Source organism: Acrocarpospora sp. B8E8 (genome assembly GCF_039871605.1).
Lineage (GTDB): Bacteria > Actinomycetota > Actinomycetes > Streptosporangiales > Streptosporangiaceae > Acrocarpospora > Acrocarpospora macrocephala.
This window is the reverse complement of sequence record NZ_JBDPLV010000012.1, coordinates 146,152-171,575: the sequence shown is the minus strand read 5'-3', so window position 1 is coordinate 171,575 and position 25,424 is coordinate 146,152. Positions and strand designations below refer to the sequence as shown.

Genomic DNA, 25,424 nt, shown 5'->3' with positions numbered 1-25,424 from the left:
TGACTGTTATCGTTAACATTGGGGTTGTCAACAGGTCACGACAAACGTGCTTGTAACAGCCCGGAAACACCGGTCTGGCCTGGTGATTCGGTCAGACCGGCGGTTGTGCTGCTTGCGGTTGCGCTCTCATCAAGCTACGACTCGCGTACGACGGCAGCCTCCAGCCTGCGGGTCAGGCCGGTGTGACGGCGGCCCCCAAGCTGGCGGACGGCCAGCCGCAGGGCGTCCCGCTGGCCGACCAGGACGACCCAGGAGCGCGCCCGGGTGACCAGGGTGTAAAGCAGGCGGCGCCGCAGCATGACGCCGCCCGCCTCGTTCACCAGCGGAGCCACCACGAAGGGGTATTCGCTGCCCTGCGCGCGGTGCACGCTGATCGCGTAGCAGTGGGTCAGGTCGTCGAGCTCGTCGAAGCCGTAGTCGACCGACCGGCCGTCGTCGGTGGTGAGACGGATCAGGCGATCCTGCGGGAGGACGGCGGCCACCGTGGCGGTCTCCCCGTTGAAGACGTTCTTGTCGTAGTTGTTGCGGATCGGCATGACACGATCGCCCGGGCGGAAGACCGAGGCGCCCGACCAGTGCTCCGGAATCTCGTCGCGGGCCGGATTGAGACGATCCTGGATCGTACGGCCGATCTCCAGCGTCCCGGTGGTTCCCTTGCGCATCGGGCAGAGCACCTGCACCTGGCCGGGGCTGACGTTCTGCTTGCGGGGGATCGCCACCGTGGCCAGGTGGATCACCCGTTCGGCCACCTCCCCGGGATCGCCGACCTCCTCGAACCAGAAACCGCCCCGCCCGGGCAGGGCGGGGAGCTCGCCCGCGCGGATGCGGTGCGCGGCCTGGATGATCCCGCTGCCGGCGGCCTGGCGGAAGACGTGGGTCAGGCGGACGCGCGCGATCTCGTCCACGTTCAGCAGGTCGGCCAGCACGTTGCCGGGGCCGATGCTCGGCAGCTGGTCGCTGTCGCCGACCAGCAGCAGGTGACTGCCGGTCGGGACGGCCGCGAGCAGCCTGGTCGCCAGGTGCAGGTCCAGCATCGACGCCTCGTCGACCACGATGAGGTCGGCCTGGGCGGGGCTCAACTCGGAGAACAGATCGGGCGAGTCATCGGGTTCGGCGCGGGCGAGCATGCGGTGCACGGTCATCGCGGGCAGGCCGGTGAGCTCCGACAGGCGTTTGGCGGCCTTGCCGGTGGGCGCGGTGAGCGTGACCGTGCCGCCCATCGCCCGGACGGCCGCCGCGATCGCCCGCACCGTGTGGCTCTTGCCGCAGCCGGGACCGCCGGTGAGGATACTCACCGTGCAGGTCAGGGCCAGGGTCATCGCGGCCCGCTGATCGTCGTGCAGCCGGTCGTCCTCCTCGTACGCCCGCCCCAGCAGCGTGGACTTGGCCCGCAGCAGCCGGGTCAGCTGGGCGGCCAGGGCCACCTCCCGGCTGTGCTGCTCCTTGAGATACACGACGCTCTGCCCCGACAGGGCTTCGACGACCACCCGGCGCTCGGCGGTGAGCGCGTCCAGCGACCCGCGGATGAGCGCGCGGTCCTGGTCGATCAGCTCGGCGGTCTCCGCGAGCAACGCCGTCAACGGCAGGAAGCAGTGCCCCGCGCGCACGCCCGCCGATTCGAGCCGGTCCAGGATGGCCGCCTTGATCCGTTGCGGGCTGCGCTCGGGCACGCCTGAGCGCAGCGCGATCCGGTCCGCGATGCCGAACGCGATCCCTCTGACCTGGCCGATCAGCTGGTACGGATCGGTGGCGAGAACGTCGGCGGAACGCTCGCCGTACACCTGGTAGATCTTGGCGGCGAGCAGGGGGCTGAGACCGAAACCCTGCAGGACCAGCATCAGCGCGGCGATGGACTTCTGCTCCAGCCAGGCCTGGACGATCTGCGCCTGCCTGCCGGGGCCGATGTTGATGACCTCGCGGAGCCGCTCCGGGTCGGTGTCGATCACGTGCAGCGTGCTCTCGCCGAAATGGCCGACGATGGCGTGCGCCAGCCGGGGGCCGATGCCGCGGATCAGCCCGGAGCCCAGGTAGGCGCGGATGGCCGGGACCGTCGCCGGGGCGACCCGCTCGCAGGCGGTGACGGTGAAACGGCGGCCGTGGCGGGGATGTTCGCCCCACTCGCCGGTCAGCCGCAGGGTCTCCCCAGGCTGGACCCCGGCGAGGGCGCGCCCGGCCGCGATGAAACCGGGCCCGCCCTCGGCGGTCATCCGGGCGATGGTGAACTCGTCCTCCCGGACGAATACCAGTCGCTCGACCGAAGCCTCCACAGCGGCGATCCAATCACCCGGTGGCGAGCCCTGCCGCCCGCCACTCGGGGACCCACGTTACGGATCGCCGCCGACAATCGTGAATCAGGGGGTGACCAGGTCGAACTGTTCCCAGCCGCCGATCGCGGCCCGGTTGGCGATCAGCGGCTGGGCGCCCGCCCCCTCGGCGCAGACATACTGGCTGTTGGCCTGGGCGCGCAGGGTGACCGTGCCGTTGGGGTTGGTGATGAGCGCGAACGTCTCCCACGGGCCGATCGCCGCCCGGTTGGCGATCAGCGGCTGGGCGCCCGCGGCCTCGGCGCAGACGTACTGGTTGTTGGCCTGGGCGCGCAGGGCGATGTTGCCGTTGCCCAGGTTGACGCGCTCGAACTGCTGCGCCGTCCCGGCCGAGGCGCCGTTGGCGATCAGCGCCGCGCCGTTCGCGGCCGTGACGAAGAGGTTGTTGGCCCGGGAGCGCAGCGCGACGAACGCGGTCGCCGCCGGGGTGGTCACGTTGACCGTGTTCGACGGGGCGGAGATGTTCCCCGCCGCGTCCCGCGCGGTCACGTTGAAGCTGTAGGCGGTGGACGGCGAGAGACCGGTGACCGTGAACGGCGAGCCCGCCGGGGAGGCCACCACCGTGGTTCCGCGCCTGACCTGGTAGCCCGCCACGCCGACATTGTCCGACGCGGCCGACCACGACAGCGTCACGCTGGTGGACGTCGTGCCGGTGACCTGCAGGTTTCCGGGCGTCGTGGGCGGCTGGTTGTCACCGCCGCCGCCCGCCACCGGGGGTGTGGGCCGGATCGCGGTGAGCGAGATCTGGCCTTTCAGCATGCGCCCGCCGTCGCCGGTGAGGCGCAGGTAGTAGTCGGAGGAGCAGAACGTGCCGTCCTCGTCCAGGGCGAGCAGGCCCGAGTTGGCGGGCACGGTCGCCAGCGTCTCCGTGGTCTTGGCGATCTGGTTGCCCTCGTTGAACTCGTCGAACATCGAGATGTAGATGCCCTGGCAGCCCGCGCGGATGACGTTGTAGAACTGCCGCCACATGAAGTCCCCGTGCCGGCGGCGGCGGAGGGTCACCTCGCCCGGCATCACGCACGGCTGGTAGTCGATGCCGCGGGCGTTGCATTCGGCCTGGTCGGGGACGGTGACGTTGGTGTAGAAGTTGTCGGCGTCCTGGATGGTGCCGATCCGGCCGACCATCCACGGCGAGATCATGTTGAACGCGCGGTAGACGTCGATGAAGCCGGGGCGGGAGTCGTTGATGCCCTGCCGCCAGTACGTGGGGACGCCGCCCATCACGTAGCAGCCCTGGGCCTTGAACCAGTTGATCACTTCGAGGCAGGGGGCGGGGGTGAACGGGCGGCTGGGCTCGCCGAAGCCGAAGCCCCAGATGCCGACGACCGGCTTGCCGTTCTGCTTGGCGTACATGGGAGAGGCGACGTGGGCCGACATCTTGTTCAGCCAGTCGGTCTTGATCTCCGCCTGCATGTTGATCCAGTCGGTGACGTCGTACATGACGTACCACTTGCGGCCGTTGGCCTCGGCCGCCGAGCGGACCTTCACCGTCATGGCGTCCCGGGTGGGACCTTCGCCCCCATTGGGGTTGAACCGCTGCAACGCGGCCGTGTCGATGGTGTTCTCGCGCATCCACCGGAAGTGGGTGTCCACCACCTGCTGGTCCCAGCTGGAGAACAGCGTGGCGGGCTGCCCGTTGTTCAGGTTCGAGTACGCGGTGACGTAGCTCTTGGTGAACTCCCGCATGTCCGGCCACGCCACGATCGTGTTGTTCGTCGGCGACGGCGCCACCTGGTTGTTGCTGCCGCTCCAGTGCCACCAGGCGTTGATCGGCGCACCGTCCCCCTTGCAGGCGAACCACCCCTGATAGCCCACCGTGATCTTCCCGACCACGTCCCCCGGCGGGCTCGCCGCGTTCGCCGCGCTGGACAGCGCCGACAACATCGTCGTGGACGACGCGGCGGCGAGAGCGGATCCGGTCACTGCGGAGGCCAAGAAGCCCCGGCGCGAGACGGTCACGTGCAACTCCTTCATGTTGGAGGGATCGTTCACGCACGTCGCGCCCGCTGGCGGAGATCGAGTCGGCGAAAGGGAATCAGGGCTTCATGCCAACAGACACACCACCAGGAGACACGAAGCGGAGCCTGTTATCGCCGCGTAACATCGGACCGCTGGCGTCATCTTGGCAGGATCCGATACCTAAACGCAACACTCAAAAAATACGGAGGAAACTTCTGTACAACCAGCACGCAAGAACCTGCGCTACCTGGATCGCTCCAGCCAGCCCCTGCCGACGGCCCGGCATTCATCGGACCTCTCGGGTGGTTCGGTCACGGGGTTTCCGGGTCGCAGAGGCGTTCCAGGACGGGGACCGCGTTCAGGAGGGCGGTCAGCTCGTCGGGGGAGAGGCGGTCGAGGTGGCCGGAGAGCCAGACCTCGCGGCTGCGCAGGATGCGGGCGCGTTCCAGCATGCCGGCGTTGGTCAGCCGGATCAGGGTGGCCCTGCGGTCGACGGAGTCCTGCTCGCGGGAGATGAGGCCGAGTTCGAACAGGCGGTTGAGGGAGCGGGTCACCGACGGGGGGCTGACGCCCTCGCTGACGGCCAGGTCGCCGGCGGTGGTGGGCTGGTTGCGGGCCACGTTGAAGAGCAGGGATATCAACGCGTACGACAGGCCCTCGTCGTTCTGCTGTCTGAGCACCCGGCCGAGGCGGCCGAGCGCCATGCGCAACCGGGTCAGTTCCTCATGGCTGACGTGGATGTCACCAGGGGATGCCGCCGTCGTCATTCCGCTCCCGGAGGTGGAGGGATTGCGTTGTGAATAATGGTAACCCATTTCGTGCCATACGCATGATTCCGAAATAGCATCGCGAATTGCTTTGCGGTGGTCGCTTAAATGGGCGGAGGGTGCTGATGGACCTCCGGTCATTGCGGATTGCCGCAGCTGACCGAGCCCGCATGAGGAAAGGGCCCGCGGGGTCAAGCCCCGCGGGCCCAAGCTGCCGACCGGGTCAGCTTCTCCCGTCGTGTGCTTCGTGCCCGCGGACGCTCAGTCGGACCAGATCCCTTGGTCGAGCAGGGCTACCGCACTGTCGTACTGCCGGTCGGACGTGTCGGCCACGGCGATCTTCACGGTGGTCGTCTCGCCGACCGTCACCGGCACCTTGCACTCCAAGGGAATCGTCAGCCCGTCCATGCTGGTCGAGTAACCGGCGGCGCCTGACGCGTTGTCCACGAAGTACTGCGAATTGAGGTTCGTGTTGATGGTGTTGACGGAGACGGGCGTGGAACCGCCCGGTACGGTGGCGCAGTTCACGCCGTTCACGTACACGGCCATCACGTCGTTGTAGACGGAACCCACGTACTCCGGGTATTCCTCGCTCGCGAACGCGTATTTGACGTGCAGCGTGGATCCGGTCGGGACCAGCTTCACGGTGTAGGCGACCGCGTCGAACGTGGCATGGCCGGCCAGCTGGCTGAGGTCGTCGTCGCCGGGTTCGCCGAGTTGGGTGCTGGCGAACGTGGCTGGAGAGCCCACGACGTCGGCGATGTTGCCCGTGCTCAACACCCAGGTTTTCTTCCCGGGAACGAGACCCGGGACGTATCCCCATTGGTTCTGGCCGCCGGTGACGGAGTCGCCGATCTTGGTAACGCCGTCCCCGAGTACGGTATCGCCGGGGCTGACAGCGTCCTTGCAGCCCGAAGGGAAATACCAGGGAGAGCCAGGGTAGTGCGTCTCCCCCTTCAATGCGTCGAGGGTGACCGATTGGCTGATGTCCCAGTTCCCGAGCCACGCCTTCGCCGTGAGGCTGAGGCTCCGGGTGAACGCCGCGGATGCGAGAAGGCAGCTGTTGAAACGCGGGTCGCCGAACGGGAAAACCGGGCCGAAGCTCGCGTCGAGCGGGTAGTAGTCGCCGCCAAGACCTGCGATTACCCCGGCCTTGGGCGTTCCGGCCCCCGGTCCGACGATGAGTTGGCCGCCAAGCCTGAGGCCGATCGATCCGCTCGCGACAACCTTGGGAGACAGGGGTACGGCATTGAAGATCGGGCTTCCGGTAAAGGAAGCACCGTCGGTGAGGCCGAAATGACCGGCGACCTTCACGCCGGCGGTGGCGGCCACGCCGAGATTGCTCACCTCCACCTTGCCTCCGATGGTGAACGTGGCCGCCGGGCTGAGATAGATGGAGATCGGCACCGGTTGTACGGCGATCGGCTGGACGATCGGGTCAACGTCGAGGCCACAGGACAGTTCGGCGCTCGTGGTTATCGTCGCGGCACCGGAGAGCGTTGCGCCGATGGACATGTCCAGAGTCGCGCCGGTGGGGATGTTCTTCCCGAGGATCTTGTACTTGCTGATGGTCGCGTTGAAGTGGCCGCCCATGGTCAGCTTTGGCGCGAAACTGATCTCCTGGCCGGCGCTCCCGCCGCAGTCGATCAAGGATGCGGCCGCGGCGAGGGCCGCCGCGCTGCTCGCCTTCGACGAGTTCTTCGCCGCGGAACTGGGTAGGGGCTTGCGGTCCTTCGGCGAGACCGGTTCGTCCGACGTTTTGGCGGTCTTCGCGGTGGTGGGTTTCGTCGCCGCCGCGGTTGCCGACGGAGCGGATGCCGCACCCTTGATCTCGGGGATGGAGATCTCGTAATAGTCGAAGGCGTCGCTGATTCCGCCGGCGACCAGGTCCACGCTCCGCCCATCGGCCGCCACGCCGGTAGCCACGCCGAGATAGCCGCCGGGCAACGCGGCCGAAACCGGCAACACCACCGCAGCGCCGATCACCGGCGTCGGCCGCCCCGCCGCGAGGGCGATCTTCACGCCCGAGCCGGTGGGAGTGGCGGTGGCGATATCGGTGTTCTTGAGAATCTGCGTCTGCGGGTTCGCGACGTAGGTCGCCTTGGACGGATCGGTGGAGGCCGTGCCGACCCGTAACAGGATCGGACCCACCCAGTCGCCCCGGTACAGAGCGAAGAGCGAGTAGATGTACTCGGTTCCGGCCTTCAGCCCCTTGTCCACCGCCGAGCCCTTGGCGATCGGCACGTTGACGCCCTGACTGAGCGTTTTCGCCGGTACGGAACCGGTCCGCCGGACGACTATGCGGGTGTGTTTCTGTGCGGTCCACGTGAGGGTGACGCTCGTCTGATCGACCAGGCTGGCGTGGAAGTCCCGCACGGAATCGTTCAGCTTGTACGCGACCTTCAGGTGGGAGATCCGGCCCGGCTTCACCAGGACGCCCGGTTGGCTGCTGGTCGCGACGTAGTGGCGGCCGTCGATCGTCATCGAGTCCGCGACGACCTTGTAGAGGCCGGCGTTCGCTTGGATTGTCACCGTTGTGACCTTGCCGGCCGCGGGCTTGGTCGCGACATAGGTCGCCGTCTTGCCCGACAGTGCCACGTTCGCTGGGATACCGGCCGGTGCGGCGATGGTCACGCGAACGGTGCCCGGCGGTGGTTTGGCGGTGGACGCGTTGGTCGGCGTGGCGAGGCAGAGCACCGATAAGAGCGCACAGATAACCGGAGTCATGAATCGTGCCATTGACGTTCCCTTCGAGGGCGGATTGATGGGATGAAGGGGAAATGCCCGAACCGCCCCGAATCCGATTCGAACCCCGTTTTGTACAAGCGAACGCCGGTCAGCATAGGGGGTGTATGGAACGATCCATGGCGGATTTATGAAATCGAAAAATTAGCAATTTTCCGCCGGTTTCCGGATGTGTTCTACTGGGGGTTGTGGAATGAACAAATCGTTGATTTCGCCTCTTACTGGATGTGCGGCTCCGTAGTTACCAACCTCTATGTCAGGGGGTCGCCACGACCCACGTCAGCCGTTTCGCGGTGATGGTCACCTCGGTGTCCGGCGCTACCGACACGTTGGGCCGGAGCGTACGCGGAATTCGTGCTCGCCCTGCGCCCGCTTACCTCTGATTGATTTGCCGGACCCTGACGTAGATCATTTAGAGATTCAATGGTCAGGGGTTCGGACATTGCTCGCTTTTCGGATGCTCGCCCAGGGGAAAGCAATTGCAATTGGCCGACGCAACGCACGGCCGTCGCGCAATACCCCTGGCGACCCCTACACCGAACCTTTCGCGTTCGCCGAGGTCGGCGGTGGCGACTGCCGGGTGGCGGAGGGTTCTGTCAGTCGCAGTTGATAGAAGGTGTTGCCATGCGACGCCTGTTTGAACAAGTACTCCGCCCGTTCGTAGGACAGGCGGCGGCGGCCCGTCTCCGGGCATATGTCGCGGGCGGGCGGCATGCGGGCCGGGGCGAGTTTGCGGTCGGCGAGGAACACGGGTCCGCGGCGGCGGTTGGCGATGAGCTGGGGGAGCAGCGCGGCCGTCCTGGGTCCCCAGTGCACGCCGCGGCCGCGTCCGCCGTCGAGATCCAGGTCCTCGATGTCGAGGGACAGGGCCAGGGCCGCTCCGGCCGCGCTCTCGTAGAGCATCGCCCAGAGGGTGCGTTCGCGCAGGGGGAGGCCGGGGCGGGTGAGCAGGGTTTCGACGTGGGCCGGGTCCATGCCCCGGGTCCTGCCGCGCGGTTCGGGGCGCCGGTCGAGTCCGGCGGCCAGGTCGGCGGCGGTCCAGCCCTGGTCGCGCCGGGCCCACGCGGTGAAGGAGCGGACGGCGGCGCGATGCCGGTTCCAGGTCGCGCCCGCGGCTCCGCCCCACACGGCCGCGAAGGCCGCCGCGATCCGCGCGGCCGTGAGATCGGGCAGCGCCACTTCCCCGCCGACCTGCCGGACCAGGCGGTTCATCGTCTGGCCGTAGGCGCGCAGGGTCGTGGGATCCAGGTCGTCGCGGGCCAGGAAGGCGGCGACCGCGTGCGAGAGGGTGACCGCGTCGGCTCGCTCTTCGCAGGCGGCGGCGCGTTTCAGCAGGATCGCGCGTTCGGGAGCGTTCTGGGTGAGCGAGGCCGCGCGTTCGAACTCGGCGCGCGCTTCCGCGTTGCGGCCGAGCTTGGCCAGTAGGTCACCGCGTACGCCCGGCAGCAGGTGGTAGCCGCGCATCGCCGGTTCGGCGAGCAGTGGATCGGCCAACGCCAGGCCGGCCTCTGGCCCGTGCGCCATCGCGACCGCGACCGCCCGGTTGAGCCGCACGACCGGAGTGGGCAGCACCCGGGACAACGCCTCGTAGAGCGACGCGATCCGGGCCCAGTCGGTTTCCTCCGCGGTGGGGGCCTGGGCGTGGCAGACCGCGATGGCGGCCTGGAGCATGTACGGGCCCAGCGGGCCACCGGCGGCCCCGGCCTGGAGCAGCGCCGTCATGCCCCGGCGGATAAGCAGCCGATCCCAGCGTCCCCGGTTCTGCTCGTGCAGCGGGATCGGTTCGCCCTCGGGTCCGGTGCGGGCCTCGGCGCGCGACGCCTGCAGCTCCATCAACGCGACAAGGCCATGCACCTCGGCCTCGCCGGGCGTGAGCTGGGCCAGCAACCGGCCGAGCCGCAGCGCCTCCAGGCACAGCCCGGGCCGCATCAGGTCCTCGCCTGCCGTGGCCGCGTATCCCTCGTTGAACACGAGGTAGATGACCTCGAGCACCGAGGAGAGCCGGGCCTCTCGCTCCCGCTCCGCGGGCACCTCGAACGGGATCCGCTGGGCGGCCAGTGTGCGCTTGGCCCGCACGATCCGTTGCGCGACCACGGCCTCCGACACCAGGAACGCGCGTGCGATCTCCTCGGTCCGCAGTCCGCCGACGAGCCGCAACGTCAGTGCCACCCGCGCCCCGGTGGACAGGGCGGGGTGGCAGGAAATGAACATCAGCCGCAGGACGTCGTCGCCGACCCCGCCATCGAGGTCGTCGAGCGCCGCGTCCAGGTCGTCCGCGCCGGGATCCGGCCGGACCGCGAGTTCGTGGGCCAGCTTCTCGTTCCCGCGGTCCAGCCGTCCGGCGCGGCGCAGATGGTCGACGGCCCTGCGCTTGGCGATGGCCATCAGCCATGCGCCCGGATTGTCCGGGACACCTGACTCCGGCCACCGCTCCAGCGCGGCCAGGAGCGCGTCCTGCGCGAACTCCTCGGCCAGACTGACATCCCCCGCAATCCGGACGAGACCGGCGATGATCCTCGCGGACTCCAGCTTCCACACTCCGTCGACCGCGGCGTGCGCGTCCCACGACGTCATGATCGGATCATCGCCTCAGCTCCCGGATTCCGTCGATCGTGGTGTGCGCACCCCGCGACGTTGTGATCGGATCATTGGAATCATCGTCTCAGCTCCCGGATTCCGTCGATCGTGGTGTGCGCACCCCGCGACGTTGTGATCGGATCATTGGAATCATCGTCTCAGCTCCCGGATTCCGTCGATCGTGGTGCGCGCACCCCGCCACGTCGTGATCGGATCATCAACTTCCAGATTCCGTCGATCGCGGTGTGCGCGTTCCGCGATGTCCTGATCGGATCACCGGAATCATTGCCGCCGGTCCCGTTTGGGTTATTCGGGGCCGTACACCTGCTGCATGTCGCCCACACCGTCGCCGATGATCTTCCAGAAGCGGCGGGTGAGTTCGATGGCCTCCTCCTTGGAGCGCACCTCGATCAGCGCGAAGCTGACGATCGCCTCTCGTGCCTCGGCGAAAGGGCCGTCGGTGATGGTGATGTCGCCGCCGGAGGCGGTGATGCGGGTGCCCGCCGGGTCTAGGCCGCCGGTCGCCAGCAGCACGCCGGCCTTGGTCATTTCCTCCACGAACTTGCCCATCTCCGCGTAGAGCGCCTCGTCCGGAGCCGGTCCGCCGCCCTTCATGGTCATCAGGAATCGCATTGTCTTCTCCTTGTTCGATCGCTTCGTGCTGTCACTCATGCGTCGCACGACCGGCACCGAAATCGACCGACTCTCGCCTGACCTGGGATTCGTCGGGATGTGACAGGTAATGCATCCCTCAACATATGACAGGTAATGCAGAAATATCCAGATAATCCCTGGTCGGCGGGGAGCTCAGGACGGGAGGTCGATTCCGGGGGTCGCAGGACGACGCGTCAGTGAGGCCGGTTCGACCGGCAATGTCACCGAGGCCGGTTCGACCGGCCATGTCACCGAAGCCGGTTCGACCGGCCACGCCATTGAAAAGGGACTCGGCCATGACTGCCACCAACACCAGCACCCCGACCGGCACCAGCACTCCGACCAGCACGCGCACGCTTCTCATTGCGGCCGCGATGGTCGCCCCCGTCTATGGGATCGTCTCCTATGGCCAGGCCTTCACCCGGGAGAGCTTCGACCTGACCCGCCACCCGCTCAGCGTGCTGAGCAACGGTGACCTCGGCTGGCTTCAGATCACCACATTCGTGGTCATGGGTGTGCTGGCCGTCGCCGGATCGATCGGCCTCCGTCGCGCGCTGCGCGGCCGGCTGGGTGGCGTCTGGGCTCCCAGGCTGGTCCTGGTGTTCGGCGTCACCACCGTCCTGGCCGGGATCTTCACGATGGACCCGATGGACGGCTTCCCGACCGGCACTCCCCTCGGCATGCCGGCCTCGATGAGCTGGCACAGCATCGCGCACAACGCCTCCGCCTCGATCGGCTTCACCGCGCTCATCGTGGCCTGCTTCATCTTCGGCCGCCACTACGGCCAGGCCGGCCGAACCGGATACGCGGCGGGCTCGGTGGCCAGCGCGGTGATCTTCCTGGCCGGGGAGGTCTGGGCGATCTCGGGCGGGCACGCGGGTGCGCTCACCCTTGGCCTCGGGGCGCTGGTGGCCGTCTCCTGGCTCACCGTCGTCGCCCTGGACAAGCGCGCCGAGCTCCGCTGAACCGGTGCGAGCCCATCTCGCCGTTGTGCGAGGTGGGCCCACCCATGCCGAGTACGATCGATCAATGACCGAAATGACCGAAACCGCACCTGGTTGGCTGGCTCCGGAGGAGTTGGAGGCCATCCGGGGGCGCATGCCGATCCTGTACGTCGACGCCGTCCCCGTCCGGGTGGACGAGTCGGGCGTGGTGACCCACGTCGGCCTGCTGCTGCGCATCGGCACGGACGGAAAGGTCAGCCGCGCCCTGGTCTCCGGCCGGGTGCTCTACCGGGAACGGGTCCGCGACGCGCTCATGCGCCACCTGGAGAAGGACCTCGGCCCGGTGGCCCTGCCCCGCATCCCGGCCTCACCGCAGCCGTTCACGGTGGCCGAGTACTTCCCGGCCCAGGACGTCACGCCCTACCACGACCCCCGCCAGCACGCGGTGTCGCTGGCCTACATCGTGCCGGTCGCGGGCGACTGCCGCCCCCGGCAGGACGCGCTCGACCTGGAGTGGTTCACCCCGGCCGAGGCGGCCTCCCCGCTGGTGCAGCAGGAGATGACGGGCGGCCAGGGCGTGCTGCTGAAGCAGGCCCTGGCCCACGTCGGCCGCCTACCCTGATCATGGCGGGCATGCGGGAGTTCGCGAAGCCGGAGGACCTGCGCGCGATGCAGGGCCTGACCCAGCGTCTCTGGTCGGCCCGGAGCGCCCATCATGTGGGGGATCTGGCCTGGGGAAGGCTGATGTATCCGCCGGAGCTCACGCGGTGGCCGATCGGCCTGTGGGAGGACGGCGGCCGCGTGGTCGCCTGGGGGTGGGCCAACTTACCGTGGGATTTCCGCTTACAGGTGGATCCGGGATATCCGGAGCTGATCGGCGAGGTTCTCCGCTGGTTCACGGATCTCGCCGACGGGCAGCCGGTGATGGTGACGGCCCTCGACGTGGAGAAGAACCTCCAGTCAGAGCTGGACAGATACGGATATTTCCGGGACCCCGAGGCGAAGGCGTTCTTCGCCTACCACCGGCGTTCGCTGAAACAGCTGCCGGATCCCGTAGTGCCCGACGGGTTCATCGTGCGGGCCGTCTCCGGCGAAGCCGATCTCGTACGCCGGGTGGCCGTGCACCGCCGATCCTGGAATTCGACAAAGGTGACCGAAGAGTCCTATCGAGCCCTGATGGCGGCATGGCCGTACCGGGCGGATCTGGACTGGGTGGCGGAAGGGCCCGGCGGAGACTTCGCCGCGAGCTGCCTCATCTGGCTGGACGACCTGCACGGCGTCGGCCTGATCGAGCCCGTCGGGACGGTCCCGGAATTCCGGCGCATGGGCCTGTCCCGGGCGGTCTGCCTGGCCGCCCTCCACGCCCTCCGCGACACGGGCGCGACCACCGCGATCGTCTGCCCCCGCGGCGACTCCGGTTACCCGATCCCGCAGGTGCTCTACCGCGGCATGGGCTTCCGGCGTTACGCCCGGACCATCCCCTATCGAAGTCCCTGATCAAGCCGGACCCGCACCACCAGATCGTGCAACGCGTCCGCCGCCGTGGCCGCGCCCGGCAGCGGCGACTCGTCCCTGGCCAGCTCCAGGGCGGCGGTCAGCCCCTCGACATCCCCGGCCAGCACGTCGAGGGCCGGCGCCCCGCCGGGCAGCCCGCCGTGCTCGCCCGCCTTCTTGGCGGCCACCAGCTCCTTGAGGTACGGCGGCCCGCCCCCGTAAAGCCGGGTGAGATCGGCGACGAGCTCCCCGGTCCGCACCAGATGGATGCCGGTCAGCAGCACCCGGAAGGTGTACAGCAGCGGCTTCAGCTCGCGCGCCTTCTCGAACAGCTTCCACTGCGTCCGGGCGAACCCCAGGTAGTGGTAGGCGTGAAACCGCGTCACGCACCCGGGCGCGATCGCCACCAGCTCCTGGTGCACCGGCGAGCTCGCCACCACCAGCGGCGACAGCAGCTGCTCCAGCACGTATCCGTTCCGGTTCAGCAGCAGCCCGCAGAACTTGGCCAGATCGTGCGTGACCAGATCGACCTCGACCCCGTCCCGCCGCCACGACCGCGTGATCGTCTCCTCGGGCGGGCGCAACCCGACGATGTCCGGCAACGGCAGCAGATGCACCCCGCGCAGGTCCACATCCGAATCCACCGATGGGAACCCGTACAGATGGGCGCCGCTGACCGTGGCGAAGGCGAGCGGGTACGGCTGCTCGGCCGGGATGTCGGCCAGCCAGCGCGGCAGGGTCGTGGTCACAGCGTCGACTTTCGTGCGGCCACCAGGAACTCCTCCACAGCGGCACGGTCAGGGTGCTCGGGCAGGACTCCGGCGCTCGCGCCGAGGTCGGCGGTCAGCTCGTCTCGCCAGGCGCGGAGCTCGGACCAGGCGACTTCCCCACGCCGGACCGCCAGCAGCCGATCCCGGTGCTCGCCCATGTGAACGAGGGGTTCGCCGTGCCGGACCAGATGGCGTCCCGAGATCAGCAGCCGGATCATGTGCATCGCCTGCTTCCATTTGGGCGATTCGGGGTTGAGCCGCTTGAACTGGGCGCCGGCGTACTCCAGGAAGGTCTGCCTGGCCCGCTGGGACAGGAACGCGTGCCGCAGTGCCAGCAGTTCGGTCCCGATCGGGGTGATCCTCTCCACGATCGGGGACCACAGGCATTCGAGCACGGTCGGGTTGCAGCCCAGGGCCAGGGTGAGGAAGCGTTCGATCTCCCAGGAGAACTGCTCGGGCAGTGGCCCGTCCAGATGGGTGGGCGGTTTGTCCAGCCGCCAGAACAGCGCCGCCGGCGCCGCGTAGACGCCCCGGCGGTCGGTGTCGGATTCGGCGGTGTCCAGGCCGTACGCCCGGGATCCGACCACGACCGCGAGCACGGTGTGATCGGCGATCAGGTCCATAGCGGACAACCCTGCCATTACTGGGCGTGTTTCTGCATCCCGCTTCGCAGGAAGTCCAGGATCGGCCCGTTCTGGCCGGGCAGCAGATGCCCGGCCTCGGGCAGCAGCCGCACGGTGGCGTACGGGGCGGCGGCTTCCAGCCGGGTCCGGGTGGCGGCGGAGTCGAGCATGCGGTCGCGCCCGCCGACGACGGCCAGCACCGGCATGGTCAGGCGGCGCAGGTCCGCGTCGGAGAAGAGCGGGATCTTCTCCCGGCGGGGGCGGAAATGCCGGTTGATCAGCAGGACGTACTCCGCGAAGTCCCGCGAACCGACGTCGCCGGAGACGCCGAGGACCAGACGCATCGCGGCCCGCCGGCCCCGGCGGCCGAACAGCAGGAGCAGCAGCGCCACCACGAGCACCCCGGCCTTCTGGCGGCCGATCCCGGCCGGGCAGAGCAGGGCGAGCCGGTCCACCCTGCCCGGACGCCGGACGGCGTAGTCGAGCCCGAGCCAGCCGCCGAGGGACACGCCCACGATCGACGCGTGCGTCAGGCCGAGCCCGGCCAGCACGTCGTCCAGCCAGAGCGCGTACGCCTCCGAGCCCAGCTCGGGCCGGGACCGCGCGCTCAGCCCCGGCTCGCCGATCATGTCGATCGCGTGCAGCCGGAAGTCGCGCGACCAGCTTTCCACGTCATACCGCCACATCGCGGTGTTCGCCGCGGAGCCGTGCAGCAGCAGCACCGGCGGCGCGTCCACCGGCCCGGACACCACGACGAACGTGTCACCTTCCCGGGTCGGCACGGTGACCTGGTCGCTGGGCACCGGCCAGTCCGCCAGATACGCCCGGTAACGCCGCTCGATCGCCTGGGCTCCCCGCTCCGACGAGTAGATCACCGCAACTCCTTCACCAGCATGCCGACGATCCTGAGCAGCTCGGCCGAGTCCTCAAGCCCGCCCAGGATGATGATCTTCATGGCGGCCCGCTCCTCGTCGTAGACGGACTCGACGCGCAGCGGCCCGCCGTCCCCCGGCCTGCTCCCGGCCATGGCGGTCAGCATGGTGGTCAGCCGGTTCGCCGCCTCCGTGCTGATCGCGTCGATCCGCACGATGCTGGACACGTCGGCGTGCCGGTGCCGCCGGGCGCTCTCCCGCGCGGGCGGCTCGACCGCATGGCCGGTGAACGCCTCCAGGTCCTCGCGGGCGATCCGGTACTGCTTGCCGATCCGCACCGCCTTGAGCTTCCCGTCCCGCACGTAGCCGCGCACGGTCTTGACGTGCAGCCCGAGCAGGCCCGCGACCTGCTCCACCGAGTACGGCGCCTGCTCCATCATCCCTCTATTTCCTCTATAACGCCCTATCATGGGGAACGATACAGGAAAATAGGGAAGCGCGAATCGGGCATCTGGCTCGGAGTGGCGTTCTTCGCTAGCCTCCACCCGTGACGATGCAAGCAGACGCGGCTCTGCACGAGGATGACGGCGCACCCCCACCTCACTGGATCCCAGTGCGACCCAGGCTGGTGGTGGCCAGCGCGTTCATGTTGTTCCTGGAGCTCGCGCTGATCCGGTGGACCGGATCCAACATCGTCCACCTGAGTTACTTCACCAACTTCGTGCTGCTCGGGTCGTTCCTGGGCATCGGGCTCGGCTTCCTGCGGGTCGGGCGGAGCAAGCGGCAGCCGTACTACTCGCCGATCCTGCTGGCCGTGCTGGTGCTGGTCGTCAGTTTCTTCCCGGTCGTGGTCAACCGCGAGACCGACGGCATCCTCTACTTCACCAGCCTGTCCACCAGCGGCCCCCCGGCCTGGCTGATCCTGCCGGTGATCTTCGTGACGGCGGCGCTGGTCCTGATGGTCCCCGCCGAGCTGGTCGGCCGCTGCTTCCCCGAGCTGCCCCGCCTGGAGGCCTACCGCTACGACCTGATCGGCAGCCTGATCGGCATCGGCCTGTTCACGCTGCTGTCCTTCCTCAGCGCGCCGCCCCTGGTGTGGGGCCTGGTCGCCGCCGTCGCGTACGGCGTGCTGCTGCGCCCCAAGACGGCCGTCGCCCACTTCGGCCTGGTGATCGCGCCCTCCGTGCTCGTGGTGACGGCGCTCGCGCTTGAAACGTTCACGGCGGGAGCGCTGTGGTCGCCGTACTACAAGGTGACCGAGACCAAGTTCGAGCGCGACGGCGTGCCCATCATGCGGATCGACGTGAACGGAATCCCGCACCAGGAGGCCATCCCGGCCGCGCGGCGGCTGGAGTGGGAGCCGCAGTACGGCACGCCGTACGACCGGGCCGCCACCAAGACCCTCGACGAGGTGCTGATCGTCGGCGCGGGCAGCGGCACCGACGTGGCCATCGCGCTGGCCAAGGGCGCCAAACACGTCGACGCCGTCGAGATCGACCCCAAGCTGCGTGAGCTCGGCGGTACGTTCCACCCCGACCGGCCCTACCAGGACCCGCGCGTCACCACCCACATCAACGACGGCCGCGCGTTCCTGGAGCGCACCGACAAGAAATACGACCTGATCCTGTTCGCGCTGCCCGACTCGCTCACCCTCGTCTCCGGGGCGAGCTCGCTGCGGCTGGAGAGCTACCTGTTCACCGAGCAGGCCATGCGCTCGGCCCAGGAGCACCTCAAGCCCGGCGGCGCGTTCGCGATGTACAACTACTACCGCGAGATCTGGCTGATGGACCGGCTCGCCGCCACCGCCCAGGCCGCCTTCGGCCACAAGCCGTGCGTGGACGTGGTCGGCTGGGGCCAGCAGGCCGTCATCACCGCCGGGCTCACCGCCGCCGACCAGACCTGCGCCGGCGAGTGGGGCGGCGCGTCGGCCGACACCCCGCCGCCGACCAGCGACGACCGCCCGTTCCTCTACCTGCACGACACCTCCATCCCGATGCTGTACCTGGTGGCGCTCGGCCTGATCCTGCTGGTCAGCCTGCTCGCGGTGCGCGCGGTGGCGGGGCCGTTCCGGACCATGCGGCCGTACGCGGACCTGTTCCTGCTGGGGGTCGGCTTCCTGCTGCTGGAGACCAAGAACGTCACCGGGTTCGCGCTGCTGTTCGGCACCACCTGGCTGGTCAACGCGATCGTGTTCGGCGGCGTCCTGGTCGCGGTGCTCGCCGCGGTGGAGGTGACCCGCCGCTTCCGCACGCCGTCCCTGCCGGTCATGTACGGCGTGATCCTGGCCGGTCTGGCCATCGGCTGGCTGGTGCCCAACTCCTGGCTGCTGTCGTTGCCGGTGCCGCTGCGCCTGGTCACGGCCGTGGTGATCGCGTTCCTGCCCATCTTCGCGGCCAACGTGGTGTTCGCCAAACGTTTCGCGGAGACCGAGAACGGCACCCTGGCCTTCGGCGCAAACCTGCTCGGCGCGATGGTCGGCGGCTGCCTGGAATACCTGGCCCTGGTGGTCGGCTACAACGCGCTGCTGATCGTGGCGGGGATCCTCTACCTGGGCGCGTTCGCGCTGCTGCCCCGGGCGGCCAGGGGAACCGTGACGGTCTAGCTCACTCGGCGCGGAGCACGCTCGCGACGCGGATGCGCGCGGCGGTTCTGGCGGGCCACACCGCCAGCGCCGCCGCGGCCAGCAGCGCCGCCGGGGCGATCAGCAGCAGCGTGCCCACCGGCGTCGGCGGCACGTAGAGCATGGGGGCGCCCTCGGCGACGGTGCGCCACAGCACCCGGCCGAGAGCCAGGCCCAGCGGCACCCCGGCGATCAGGCCGACCGAGGCCAGCACCCCCGCCTGGGTCAGCACGATCCACCGGGACTGGGCGGGGGTCATCCCCAGCGCTCTCAGCACCGCCACCTCCTGCCGCCGCCGCCGGACGGCCGCCCGCAGCGTGTGCCCGGTCGCGGCCAGCGCCAGCAGCGCCAGCAAGCCGCCGAGCGCGACGGGCAGCGCGGGGATGCCTTTGATCTCGATGAGCTGCCGGGGTTCGAAGAAGGGCACCATACCGAGCTGCGCGCCGCCGGCGGCCGTGCTCGCCGCACGGGCGAGCCTGGTGGTGGCCGCCGCCACGTCGGAGCCGGGGCGAAGGGTGAGGTAGAGCGTGTCGATCTCGTAGGAGGCGAACAGGGCACGGTAGCCGTCGCCGGTGGTGAGCGCGCCCTCCGCGTAATTGTTGGACGGTCCTTCCGGGACGAAGCCGATGCCGGTGACGGTGAAGTCGTGGGTTCCCAGCGGCCCGGTGAGCGGGACGACGTCGCCGACGCCCACGTTGAGGGTGTCCGCTGTGCGCGCCGCGAGCAGAACCTCGCGGTCGGTCGAGGGCAGCCGTCCGTTCCTGAGCTCCCCGGCCGGGATGGGATGGTCGCCGGGCGTGTAGCCGAACAAGGCGAGGGTGAGGTGGCCGGAGACGGCCGTGGACATGGCGCGGTGCTCGGCGCCGGCCACGTCCGGGTCGCCGGCCAGCGCCGAGATCACCTGGTCGGCCGGCGCGCCCCGGCCGTTGAAGCCGAGATAGCTGATGAGCTGGTGGGTCTGGCCGTACCTGGCCGGGTTGGTGGCCGCGTCGTGCACGCCGGTGGCGAAGGTGAGCGCGGCCAGCACGCCCAGCACGCCCGCCACGGTCCCGGTCAGGGCCGAGCCGACCGGAAGGGTGTCGAGACCCTTTCCGCGTTCCAGGGCGAAGCGGAGACCCGTCTGGATCGGCACCGGCCAGCCCTGGCGACCGGCGAGCGCGGCGATCACGGAAGGGGTGCGGCGGCGGGGTGATCGCGCCGCGCCGAGCAGGATCCAGCCGTATCCGGTCGCGCCCAGCGCGATCACGGTCGGCACGCCGAGCAGGCCGGGCAGCAGGACGGCCCAGTCCAGGTCGAATCCCGGGCGCGGCTCGTACGCGGCGGCGGCGCCGATCGGCATCCACGGGGACGCCGCGGCGGCCCCCGCCGCGCCGAGCGCCGCGCCGAGCACTCCGCCCAGCGCCGGGCCGAGAGCCGCGGCGGTCACCGCCTGCCTGGGGGTGAGACCGGAGGCGCGCAGGCGCTGTAACTCGGGGATCGCGGCACTGGTCAACCGGGCCGTGAACTGGGCGACGATGAGCGCCGCGGCGGCCAGCGCGGCCAGGCCGAGGGCGATCAGCACGGTGGCCTCGTAGTCGAGCAGCCGGTTGACCTCGCGGCGGATGCCGGCGAGGTTCTCAATCTTGATGTCCGGACGGTTCGTCAGCGCCGTGAAGGCCTCACGGAAGACCGGCAGCCCCGCCTCGCCGTCGGTCAGCCGGACGAGCGCGATCGTGAAGCCGCCACGCCGATCCACGCCCATGAAATTTTCTTCGTAGGTCAGGAAAAGCCCGGGCGACGGAAGGAGCGTTCCCTTGCCTCCGCTGGGGTCGACGAAGTACGGCGATCGGATCACTCCCACGATCCGTGCCACGATCTTCGGCCCATGCCCGCCGGGGGACCCGGCGGAATCCCAGAGCAGGTTGACCTCCTCCGGGGTGCTCAGCTGGATCACCACCGTGTCGCCGACGCCCTTGCCGTACGTCTCCACGAAGCGGGGGAGCACCACCACCTCATCGGCTCGGGCCGGGTCGGGCAGCCGTCCGGCCAGCACCACCGGGCGTTCGACGGATCGCCACATCTCGGCGTCGGCCGGCGGTGCGGAGTCCCACCACAGCTGGACGTCCTGGACGTTCAGCGCGGACACCGCCAGCGGTGCGACCGCGGCCACCCCGGGCATGGCCCGGACCCGGTCCCAGTCGAAGTCCGGTATCTGGTTCTGCACCAGGACGTCGGCGGGCAGCGCGCCGACCCGGAGCCGGTCCTGCGCGGACCCGCCGCGCCGTGCGCCCGCGACCGCGGCCAGGACCGTGGCCAGGGCGAACGCGACGAGCACCACCAGGGAGGCGTGCGCGCGCCACCGCGGGGCGACGACAACCGCCAGCCAGACACGGGAGAACCTCATCGCGACCTCTCGATCCACGACACGCGGACTTCCCGAATATGCGCCCCCTCGTGACGTGGCGCCACCGGGGTAGCCCCATGTTGACCGTCCAGGCGGCCATGGTTAGCATCCGGGTGCGCTCCCTCGAAATTTTCGCTGGTGAATGAAAACTTTCGGTCCCGAGAAGCTGAGGAGGGGGCGACGGGTGTACGCCGACTTCGGTGGTGGCCGGTCCGGGCAGGCTCCGCTGACCTGGGGGCAGCGGGGGATCTGGGACGCGATGGCGCGCAATCCGCCGGGTCATTTCAACATCGGGCGGGTGCTGATGGTGCCCAGGCGCGGCGGCGCGGCGGCCGCGGAGGTGGCCAGGGCGGTCGGCTCGCTGGCCGAGCGGCACGAGGCGCTGCGCACCCAGGTGATCGTCAGCGCGGGTGAGCCGCGGCAGGTGGTCCACGCGTCGGGGCGCATCCCGCTGCGGGTCGTGGAGGCCGAGCCGGGTGCCGCCGCGGGCATCGCCGCCTCGCTCATGGCGGAGTTCTCGGCGGCGGACTTCGATCACGCCAGGGACTGGCCGCTGCGGGTGGGCCTGGTCACCTCGGGCGGCCTGGTGCGCTGGGTGGTGCTCGTGCTGTCCCATCTGGCGGCCGACGGGCACGCCGTCGAGATCGTGCTCAGGGATCTGCGCGTGCTGCTGCGCCAGGGCTCGATCGGCGGGCCGCCGCCCGCGCAGCCCATGGACCTGGCCCGCGACCAGTGTGAGGGTGGCGACCGCCGCACCCGCGCCGCCGTCGCCTTCTGGACCGGCCAGTACGAGCGCGTCCCCCCGGTCATGTTCACGCCCGCGAACCCCGGCTCGAGGCCCCGGCACCGCCGGGTCAGGCTGACCTCCGAGGCGCTCGCGGCGGCCGCCAGGAAGGTCGCGGACCGGCACGAGGTGAGCTCCTCCACCGTGCTGCTGGCCGCCACCGCCGTCCTCGTCGGCGCGCGCACCGGGCACGAGTCGGTCGCGCTCTCCACGATCGTGGGCAACCGTTTCTCCGGCGACCTGCGCGGCATGGTCACCACGCTCGACCAGCTCGGCCTGTTCGTGCTCGACGTCGGCGCGGACTTCGACGAACTGGTGCCCCGGGCGTGGCGGGCCGCGCTGGCCGCCTACCGGCACGCCTACTACGACCAGCCCGCCCTGGACGCGGCGTTGGCCCGGCTGGGGGCGGAGCGCGGGGCCGAGCTGAACCCGTACTGCTGCTTCAACGACGTGCGGCAGGCCGCCGACCGGGCCCCGGCCAGTCCGGACGCCAAGTCGCGGCTGGACTGGCTGCCCGACCCGGACGGCATCCGCTGCCGGTTCTGCCTGCTGGTCCTGGACGCGCGGGACGGCGGCCTGGTTCTCCAGCTGACGGCCGACACGCGTTGCCTCACGAATGAACAGATCGCGCGTTTCCTGCCGGAACTGGAGAACCTCGTCCTGGACGCCGCCTGATCAGGCTTCGCCGGCCAGCAGGCGTTCGGCCTCCTCATCCGACATGTCCGACAGTTCGGCGGTCAGTCCCTCCTCCAGCGCGATGGCCAGGTCGGCCACCGTCCGCCGGGTGAACATGGTGAGGATCGGCAGCTCCATGCCGGTGATGGCGAGGATGCGCGCCGCCACCCGGACCGCCAGCAGGGACTGGCCGCCGAGGCGGAAGAAGTCGTCGTGCGCGCCCACGCGCGGCACCCCGAGCACCTCGGTCCAGATGTCGGCGACCAGCGACTCGGCGTCGGTCCTTGGCGGGGTGAACTCGGCGCGCTGCGCCGTCGGGCTGGGCAGCGCGGCCCGGTCGACCTTGCCGTTCGGGGTCATCGGCAGGGCGGCGATCCGGATGAAACGGGCGGGCACCAGGTACGCCGGGAGGGTGCCGGCCAGCGCCCGGGAGAGCGCGCCCAGGCTGACCTCGCCGACGATGTAGGCGATCAGGTTCTCCTCGTGCACGGCGGCGACCGCCTGGAGCACGCCGGGGAACGCCTCGCAGGCCGCCTCCACCTCGCCCAGCTCGATCCGGTGGCCGCGCACCTTGACCTGGTTGTCGGTCCGGCCCAGGAACTCCAGCTCACCTTCGCGCCGCCAGCGGACCATGTCGCCGGTGCGGTAGAGGCGGGCGCCGGGCTTCCCGTACGGGTCGGGGACGAAACGCTCGGCGGTCAGGGCCGGGCGGCCGAGGTAGCCGTGGGCGACCCCGGCGCCGCCGATGAGCAGCTCGCCGGGGACGCCGGTGCGGACCGGGCCGAGGTGCTCGCCGAGCACGTAGACCTGGGTGCCGCCGATGGGGGCGCCGATCCTGACCGCCGCGGGTTCGGCGGGGACCTCCCAGAAGGTGGACCAGATGGTCGTCTCGGTGGGGCCGTAGACGTTGACCAGCCGTCCTACCGAGGCCCGCAGGCGGCGGGCCAGCTCCGGGCTGAGCGCCTCGCCGCCGGCCAGAGCGGTCAGCGCCGAGTCGCGGAAGCCGGAGTCCAGCAGCATGCGCCAGCCCGACGGGGTCGCCTGCGCGTGCGTGACAGCCGCCTCCTTGATCAGCCGCGCCTGGGCGAAGCCGTCCGCCGCGGTGGCCGTGTCGGCGATCTCGACCCGGCCGCCGGTGATGAGCGGCAGGTAGAGCTCGAGCGCGGAGATGTCGAAGGAGAGCGAGGTGAGGCCGAGCCAGACGTGGTCCGGCGCGGCCTCCAGCAGGGCCGCCATCGAGGCCAGCAGGTTGGCGAGGGCGGCGTGCGGGACGGGCACGCCCTTGGGCTTGCCGGTCGAGCCGGAGGTGTAGAGGACGTAGGCGGTATCCACGCCCCGGGTCGTGGCGCGGGTGAAGCCGTCGCGCGCGGGCGGCGGGTTGTCGATGAGCACGGTCGGGACCGGGTGACCTGGCAGGGCCTTGAGGGTTTCCTGGCTCGCCAGGACCAGGGAGGCGGCGCAGTCGTCCAGGACGAAGGCCAGGCGGGCGGGCGGGAAGGCGGGGTCGATCGGCACGTACGCCGCGCCGGTCCGCTGGACGGCGAGCAGCGCCACCAGGGATTCGGGGGTTCTGGGCAGGCAGACGGCCACCAGCTCGCCGGGGCGTACGGGGAGGCGGGCGGCCAGGTCGTCGGCGCGGCGGTCGAGTTCGGCGTAGCTCAGGCGGGTGTCGCCGGCGCTGACGGCGATCGCGTCCGGGCGGAGGCGGACCTGGCGGTCGAACAGCTCGGGGAACAGATCGGTGGCGGGGGGCGCGGTCTGGTTCCATTCGCGGATGAGGCGGTCGTGTTCCGCGCCGGCGGGGGCGGTCAGCTCGGACAGGCGCAGGCCGGGGTCGGCGGCGACGCGGGCCATCAGGGTTTCGAAGTCATGGGCGTACCCGAGGATGGTTTCCTCGTCGAACAGGCCGGTGTTGTAGACGAGCAGCAGCTGCCAGACGCCGCTCAGGCCGAAGATGTCGGCCTTCAGGTCGTAGGGCATGTGGCCGAACCCGGCGTCGGCGCGCTCCGACGTCACGCCCTCCAGCTGGAGGCCGGGGCCGCCGGTCTGGTGGTGCATGCCGAACATGGTCTGGAAGAGCGGGGCGCGGCTCAGGTCGCGTTCGATGTTCAGCGCGGGCAGCAGCCGCTCGAACGGCACCTTCTGGTGGCGGTACCCGGCCAGCAGGCGGGTACGGGTGCGCCGCAGCACCTCACGAAACGACGGATCGCCGGATAAATCGGCACGAGCGACGACGGTGTTGGAGAAATACCCCACCAGGCGTTCCAGCTCCTCCCGGTCCCGGCCCGCCGTCGGGAAGCCCACGCAGAAGTCGCTCTGGCCGCTGCGCCCCGACAGCAGCACCTGGTACACCGCCATCAGCGCCATGAAGAGCGTGCACCGCTCCTTGGTCGCGAGCGCCGCAAACGGGCCGGTCACCTCCGGCGGCAGCGGGTGCAGCAGGTGCGCGCTCGCCGTCTCCGCCACCGCCGGACGCGGCCGATCGGTCACCGGCTCCAGCGCCGCCGCCCCCGCCAGCGCCTCGGTCCAGTACGCCAGCGACTCCGCGCTCTCCTCCGCCACCTCCACGACCTCGGAATACCGCACGGGGAGGGGGTCGAGCGGGGCCCCGGCGTAGCGCGCGGTCAGCTCGTCGGCGATGATGCCGATCGACCGCCCGTCGCAGACGATGTGGTGCGCCACCACGCACAGGATGTGCTCGTCAGGGCCGCACTCGATCAGCCAGGCCCGCAGCAGCCGCCCGGCGGCCAGGTCGAACGGCCGCCCGATCAGCGCGTTCACCATGGCCTCGGCCGGGCCCGCCAGCGGCAACCGCGTCAGCTCGAACTCCCACGGCGGGTCGATGACCTGCACAGGACCGCCGTCCCTGGCCGGGAACCTGGCCCGCAGCGCCTCGTGCCTGGCGACGATCTCCCCGAACGCGCGGACCAGCCGCGCCGGGTCGACCGGGCCGGTCAGCCGGGTGGTCTGGGAGAGATGGTGGGAGGCGTCCTGCGGATCCACCTGCTGGAGGAACCAGACACGTTCCTGGGCGGCCGTGAGCGGCAGCTCGATCATGGGGGGTGCTCCCTGGGAGTACGGCGAACTACGGTCGTACGGTACTCAGTGGGAGCGTTCCCACCGACACTATGATCACTCGGATCCCCCGTCAATTGAGTAGGAGGCTACTCACGCTCCGCGACACCCCTATGACCGACCGTGAGACGACATGACACACTCACGGAGGGGAAGGC

At 70.0% G+C, this 25,424-nt stretch carries 17 protein-coding genes; 5 read left to right on the top strand and 12 right to left on the bottom strand.

The annotated features are described in order from the left end of the window. Window positions 1–134 precede the first annotated feature (134 nt). The 6 genes from ABGB08_RS14165 to ABGB08_RS14140 form a co-directional block, all read right to left on the bottom strand. A complete protein-coding gene (locus ABGB08_RS14165; protein ID WP_347590216.1) occupies window positions 135–2,267 on the bottom strand; it encodes an ATP-dependent RecD-like DNA helicase in 2,133 nt (710 codons plus the stop codon). Window positions 2,268–2,351: 84 nt separating this feature from the next. Then, the gene (locus tag ABGB08_RS14160) at window positions 2,352–4,283 is read right to left on the bottom strand and encodes a fibronectin type III domain-containing protein (protein WP_347590214.1); all 1,932 of its coding nucleotides are present in this window, start codon (window positions 4,281–4,283) and stop codon (window positions 2,352–2,354) included. A gap of 311 nt (window positions 4,284–4,594) precedes the next feature. Continuing rightward, window positions 4,595–5,050 carry a MarR family transcriptional regulator gene (locus tag ABGB08_RS14155; RefSeq protein WP_170322850.1) on the bottom strand — a complete coding sequence of 152 codons (456 nt, stop codon included), beginning with the start codon at window positions 5,048–5,050 and terminating at the stop codon, window positions 4,595–4,597. Between the two features lie 261 nt (window positions 5,051–5,311). Then, the gene (locus tag ABGB08_RS14150) at window positions 5,312–7,789 is read right to left on the bottom strand and encodes a choice-of-anchor L domain-containing protein (RefSeq protein ID WP_347590211.1); all 2,478 of its coding nucleotides are present in this window, start codon (window positions 7,787–7,789) and stop codon (window positions 5,312–5,314) included. Window positions 7,790–8,326: 537 nt separating this feature from the next. Beyond that, window positions 8,327–10,369, bottom strand: a complete 2,043-nt coding sequence (locus tag ABGB08_RS14145; protein ID WP_347590209.1) for an RNA polymerase sigma factor — start codon at window positions 10,367–10,369, stop codon at window positions 8,327–8,329. Window positions 10,370–10,678: 309 nt separating this feature from the next. Then, a complete protein-coding gene (locus ABGB08_RS14140; RefSeq protein WP_347590207.1) occupies window positions 10,679–11,005 on the bottom strand; it encodes a YciI family protein in 327 nt (108 codons plus the stop codon). 317 nt (window positions 11,006–11,322) lie between these two features. On the opposite strand from ABGB08_RS14140, the gene ABGB08_RS14135 reads away from it, so the two are divergent. From ABGB08_RS14135 to ABGB08_RS14125, 3 genes are all read left to right on the top strand, one after another. Beyond that, entirely contained in the window at window positions 11,323–11,991 is a 669-nt protein-coding gene (locus tag ABGB08_RS14135) for a DUF998 domain-containing protein (RefSeq protein WP_347590205.1), read from the top strand. A 64-nt stretch (window positions 11,992–12,055) separates the two neighbouring features. Next, on the top strand, window positions 12,056–12,592 hold the full coding sequence (locus ABGB08_RS14130; RefSeq protein ID WP_347590203.1) for an NUDIX hydrolase family protein: 537 nt from the start codon (window positions 12,056–12,058) through the stop codon (window positions 12,590–12,592). 11 nt (window positions 12,593–12,603) lie between these two features. Continuing rightward, entirely contained in the window at window positions 12,604–13,467 is an 864-nt protein-coding gene (locus ABGB08_RS14125; protein WP_347590201.1) for a hypothetical protein, read from the top strand. Here ABGB08_RS14125 and ABGB08_RS14120 read toward each other — a convergent pair. The 4 genes from ABGB08_RS14120 to ABGB08_RS14105 are packed head-to-tail and all read right to left on the bottom strand — an operon-like array spanning window position 13,452 to window position 16,169. Then, complete coding sequence (locus ABGB08_RS14120; RefSeq protein ID WP_347590199.1) at window positions 13,452–14,213, bottom strand: nucleotidyltransferase domain-containing protein; 762 nt, start codon at window positions 14,211–14,213, stop codon at window positions 13,452–13,454. The two genes, ABGB08_RS14125 and ABGB08_RS14120, sit on opposite strands and share 16 nt — an antisense overlap. Next, window positions 14,210–14,857 carry a nucleotidyltransferase domain-containing protein gene (locus ABGB08_RS14115; RefSeq protein ID WP_347590197.1) on the bottom strand — a complete coding sequence of 216 codons (648 nt, stop codon included), beginning with the start codon at window positions 14,855–14,857 and terminating at the stop codon, window positions 14,210–14,212. Before ABGB08_RS14115 ends, ABGB08_RS14120 begins: the two co-directional genes overlap by 4 nt. 17 nt (window positions 14,858–14,874) lie before the next feature. Further along, window positions 14,875–15,732, bottom strand: coding sequence for an alpha/beta hydrolase (locus ABGB08_RS14110; protein WP_347590195.1), 858 nt, complete (start codon window positions 15,730–15,732; stop codon window positions 14,875–14,877). Next, the gene (locus ABGB08_RS14105) at window positions 15,729–16,169 is read right to left on the bottom strand and encodes a helix-turn-helix domain-containing protein (protein ID WP_347590193.1); all 441 of its coding nucleotides are present in this window, start codon (window positions 16,167–16,169) and stop codon (window positions 15,729–15,731) included. Before ABGB08_RS14105 ends, ABGB08_RS14110 begins: the two co-directional genes overlap by 4 nt. A 113-nt stretch (window positions 16,170–16,282) precedes the next feature. On the opposite strand from ABGB08_RS14105, the gene ABGB08_RS14100 reads away from it, so the two are divergent. Beyond that, window positions 16,283–18,331: a spermidine synthase gene (locus ABGB08_RS14100; protein ID WP_347590294.1), complete on the top strand. Its 2,049-nt coding sequence runs from the start codon at window positions 16,283–16,285 to the stop codon at window positions 18,329–18,331. Window position 18,332: 1 nt separating this feature from the next. Here ABGB08_RS14100 and ABGB08_RS14095 read toward each other — a convergent pair whose 3' ends face one another. After that, complete coding sequence (locus ABGB08_RS14095; RefSeq protein ID WP_347590191.1) at window positions 18,333–20,732, bottom strand: FtsX-like permease family protein; 2,400 nt, start codon at window positions 20,730–20,732, stop codon at window positions 18,333–18,335. A 184-nt stretch (window positions 20,733–20,916) separates the two neighbouring features. Here ABGB08_RS14095 and ABGB08_RS14090 point away from each other — a divergent pair, with 184 nt between their 5' ends. Continuing rightward, window positions 20,917–22,191 (top strand): condensation domain-containing protein, encoded by a 1,275-nt coding sequence (locus ABGB08_RS14090; protein ID WP_347590189.1) that lies wholly within the window; start codon window positions 20,917–20,919, stop codon window positions 22,189–22,191. Here the strand turns inward: ABGB08_RS14090 and ABGB08_RS14085 are convergent, their stop codons facing one another. Continuing rightward, complete coding sequence (locus tag ABGB08_RS14085) at window positions 22,192–25,248, bottom strand: amino acid adenylation domain-containing protein (RefSeq protein ID WP_347590187.1); 3,057 nt, start codon at window positions 25,246–25,248, stop codon at window positions 22,192–22,194. Between the last annotated feature and the right edge of the window lie 176 nt (window positions 25,249–25,424).

Excerpts from the sequence above, each read along its gene's own strand:
- ABGB08_RS14155 (WP_170322850.1), bottom strand. The coding sequence starts at position 5,050 with ATGACGACGGCGGCATCCCCTGGTGACATCCACGTCAGCCATGAGGAA.
- ABGB08_RS14150 (WP_347590211.1), bottom strand. The coding sequence starts at position 7,789 with ATGGCACGATTCATGACTCCGGTTATCTGTGCGCTCTTATCGGTGCTC.
- ABGB08_RS14145 (WP_347590209.1), bottom strand. The coding sequence starts at position 10,369 with ATGACGTCGTGGGACGCGCACGCCGCGGTCGACGGAGTGTGGAAGCTG.
- ABGB08_RS14140 (WP_347590207.1), bottom strand. The coding sequence starts at position 11,005 with ATGCGATTCCTGATGACCATGAAGGGCGGCGGACCGGCTCCGGACGAG.
- ABGB08_RS14135 (WP_347590205.1), top strand. The coding sequence starts at position 11,323 with ATGACTGCCACCAACACCAGCACCCCGACCGGCACCAGCACTCCGACC.
- ABGB08_RS14130 (WP_347590203.1), top strand. The coding sequence starts at position 12,056 with ATGACCGAAATGACCGAAACCGCACCTGGTTGGCTGGCTCCGGAGGAG.
- ABGB08_RS14125 (WP_347590201.1), top strand. The coding sequence starts at position 12,604 with ATGCGGGAGTTCGCGAAGCCGGAGGACCTGCGCGCGATGCAGGGCCTG.
- ABGB08_RS14115 (WP_347590197.1), bottom strand. The coding sequence starts at position 14,857 with ATGGACCTGATCGCCGATCACACCGTGCTCGCGGTCGTGGTCGGATCC.
- ABGB08_RS14105 (WP_347590193.1), bottom strand. The coding sequence starts at position 16,169 with ATGATGGAGCAGGCGCCGTACTCGGTGGAGCAGGTCGCGGGCCTGCTC.
- ABGB08_RS14100 (WP_347590294.1), top strand. The coding sequence starts at position 16,283 with ATGCAAGCAGACGCGGCTCTGCACGAGGATGACGGCGCACCCCCACCT.
- ABGB08_RS14095 (WP_347590191.1), bottom strand. The coding sequence starts at position 20,732 with ATGAGGTTCTCCCGTGTCTGGCTGGCGGTTGTCGTCGCCCCGCGGTGG.
- ABGB08_RS14085 (WP_347590187.1), bottom strand. The coding sequence starts at position 25,248 with ATGATCGAGCTGCCGCTCACGGCCGCCCAGGAACGTGTCTGGTTCCTC.